Raw genomic sequence first — 2,690 nt, 5'->3', positions numbered from 1 at the left:
TTGCCGACCGCGTGTTGGTCATGCGCGACGGCACCATCGCCGCCGAACTCGATAGGGCAAATCTCTCAGAACAGGCGATCGCGGCGCACGCCATCCCGCAAACGCAAACGCCGGCCGCACAGCCGGCAAGGCAGTAGGTGACGGATATGTCGGATGCCACTCTGGTGCGGTCCCAGGCCGAATTCCTGCGCGGTGTTTCCATGCGCGACGCCGGCACGCTGATCGGGCTTGTCGTGATCCTGGCCGTGTTCGGCGCGCTGGTGCCCGGCTTTTTCGCCGAGCGCAACCTGATCAACATCCTGCAGCAGTCGAGCATCAATGCCTGTCTGGCGCTGGGCATGACGCTGGTCATCATCTCCGGCGGCATCGACCTGTCGGTCGGGCCGACGGCAGCACTCTCGGCCGTCATCTCGGCCTCTATGATGGTCGCCGGCGTGCCGTTTCCGCTGGCCATCGCCGCCGGCTTCGCCATTGGTCTTGCCTGCGGCCTCGTCAACGGCGTGCTCGTCGCCCATGTTGGGCTGCAGCCCTTCATCGTCACGTTGGGAACGCTCAGCACCTATCGGGCACTGGCGCTGATCTACACCGGCGGCAATCCGGTCCTCGGCCTGCCCCCAGGCTTTCGCGCCGTCTTCAACGGTTCGCTGTTCGGACTGCCTCTGGCGGTCGTCATCGTCGCCTGCGTGGCTGTCGTCGCCTGGGTCGTTTTGAAGAAGACGCCCTTCGGCGAATATCTGCTCGCCGTCGGCGGCAACGAGGAGGCGGCCTACATCGCCGGCGTGCCGATTGCCCGCACCAAGATCGCCGCCTACATGATCTCAGGCCTGCTGGCGGCGCTTGCCGCGCAGATCCTGATCGGCCGGTTGGGCGCCGCCGAACCCATCCTCGGCAATCTCTGGGAGCTCGACGCCATCGCGGCTGCCGCCATCGGCGGCGCCTCGCTGATGGGCGGCAAGGGCAGCGTCGTCGGCACCATCCTGGGCGCCGTCATCCTCGGCGCCATGCGCAACGGTTTGACGCTGATGAACGTCCAGTCCTTCTATCAGCTTCTGGCAACTGGTCTTATAATCCTCGCCGCGATGCTTATCGATCGCGTGACGAGGGGGCGTGGATGACCTTGAGCGGGCTGGACCTGAAAGCGGTAGGACCGCGCATCCGCATGATGATGCCGCATCTCACTCCGCTGGAGGCGAAGGTGGTGGAAACCGTCTTCGGCCGGCGCGGCTTCGACGAGAGCATTCCGCTGAAGCAGATCGCCGAGGAATCCGGCGTGTCCGAGGCGATGGTGGTCAAGATCGCCAAGAAGCTCGGCTTTTCCGGCTATCGCGACTTCCGCACCGCCGTCTATGAGTACAGTCGCCTGCCGACCGCCGAGATGCACCAGGAACTGTCATCCGACGACAGTTCGGCCGAGATCGTGCAAAAAGTGTTCCGCACCTCCATCCAGGCGCTGGAGGAGACGCTGGCGATCCTCGACATCGAGGATTTCGACCGCGCCGCCGAGCTGCTCTTCCGTGCCAAGAACCGGGATTTCTATGGCGTCGGCGGCTCGGCGCAGATCGCGCGCGACGTTTCGCACAAATTCCTGCGCATCGGCATCCGCGCATCCGTCTACGACGATTCGCACATGATGCTGATGTCGGCCTCGCTGCTCGGCGGCGACGACATCGCCGTCGGCTTCTCGCATTCGGGCAACACGTCGGCCGTTATCGACGCCATTCAGTTGGCCCGCAAGAACGGTGCCCGCACGCTGGCCATCACCAATTACGACAACTCGCCCCTGGCCGCCGTCGCCGATATCGTTCTGTGCTCGACCGCGCAGGGTTCGCCGCTGATGGGCGAGAACGCAGCGGCCCGCATTGCCCAGCTCAACATTCTCGACGCGTTGTTCGTCGCGGTGGCGCAGCGCGACTATCAGGCGGCGGAGCGAAATCTCGGCCGCACTATGTCGGCGGTGACATCGAAACGAAAAGACCGGGGCTCATGACGACAACGCCGCTGGTGACCGTGTTCGGCAGCCTGCATTACGACATTATGGTCGACGCGCCCGACCGCCCGCGCAAGGGCGAGACGGTGACCGGCCATGCCTGGCACCCCAAATGCGGTGGCAAGGGCGGCAACCAGGCCGTCTCGGCGGCGCGAGCCGGTGTGTATGCGGCGATGATCGGCGCCGTCGGCGACGATGATTTCGGGCGGGCGTTGCTGGCCAATCTCGATCGCGCCAAGGTCGACCGCCGCTTCGTGCGGGTGGCCGCTGGCGCCGGCTCCGGCATGAGCGTGGCGATCTTCGACCAAGGCGGCGACTATGGCGCGGTGATCGTCTCGGGCAGCAATCTGGCACTGGGCCATGCCGACAGTGCCTCTGCTTCCGATGTGGTGGGACAGACGGCGGTGCTCCTGCTGCAGAACGAAGTGCCGGAAGCCGCCAACATTGCCGCCGCACGCGCAGTCAAGGCACGGGGCAGCCGCGTCGTGCTCAACGCGGCCCCCGCGCGCAAACTCTCCGAGGAGTTGATCGCCCTGGTCGACATATTGGTGGTCAACGCCATCGAGGCGGAATTCCTGGCTGGCACGGCAGTGGTCGAGACACTCGACGGGGCCGCGCAAGCCGCACGGCTATTGGCCGATCTCTATCCCGTGGCGATCGTCACGGCGGGCGGCGGAGGCGGCGCCTGTTGCGACCGGAGCGG

Annotated in this window: 3 protein-coding genes; all 3 read left to right on the top strand. The window is 65.7% G+C overall.

All coding sequences use genetic code 11. The annotated features are described in order from the left end of the window. Positions 1-146: 146 nt before the first annotated feature. On the top strand, positions 147-1,115 hold the full coding sequence (locus ENZ75_RS27765; RefSeq protein ID WP_032899090.1) for an ABC transporter permease: 969 nt from the start codon (positions 147-149) through the stop codon (positions 1,113-1,115). Beyond that, positions 1,112-1,987, top strand: a complete 876-nt coding sequence (locus tag ENZ75_RS27760) for a MurR/RpiR family transcriptional regulator (RefSeq protein ID WP_013529211.1) — start codon at positions 1,112-1,114, stop codon at positions 1,985-1,987. The genes ENZ75_RS27765 and ENZ75_RS27760 overlap by 4 nt, the downstream gene beginning before the upstream one ends. Continuing rightward, positions 1,984-2,690 (top strand): PfkB family carbohydrate kinase (locus tag ENZ75_RS27755; protein WP_128278468.1); only part of this gene is annotated, 707 nt, incomplete at its 3' end. The genes ENZ75_RS27760 and ENZ75_RS27755, both read left to right, overlap by 4 nt.

Source organism: Mesorhizobium sp. M7A.F.Ca.CA.002.04.1.1 (genome assembly GCF_004022805.1).
GTDB lineage: Bacteria > Pseudomonadota > Alphaproteobacteria > Rhizobiales > Rhizobiaceae > Mesorhizobium > Mesorhizobium ciceri.
The sequence above is the reverse complement of the archived record's forward strand: the minus strand, read 5'-3'. Positions and strand labels throughout refer to the sequence as shown.

Coding starts and splice junctions, on each gene's coding strand:
- ENZ75_RS27765 (WP_032899090.1), top strand. CDS start 147: ATGTCGGATGCCACTCTGGTGCGGTCCCAGGCCGAATTCCTGCGCGGT.
- ENZ75_RS27760 (WP_013529211.1), top strand. CDS start 1,112: ATGACCTTGAGCGGGCTGGACCTGAAAGCGGTAGGACCGCGCATCCGC.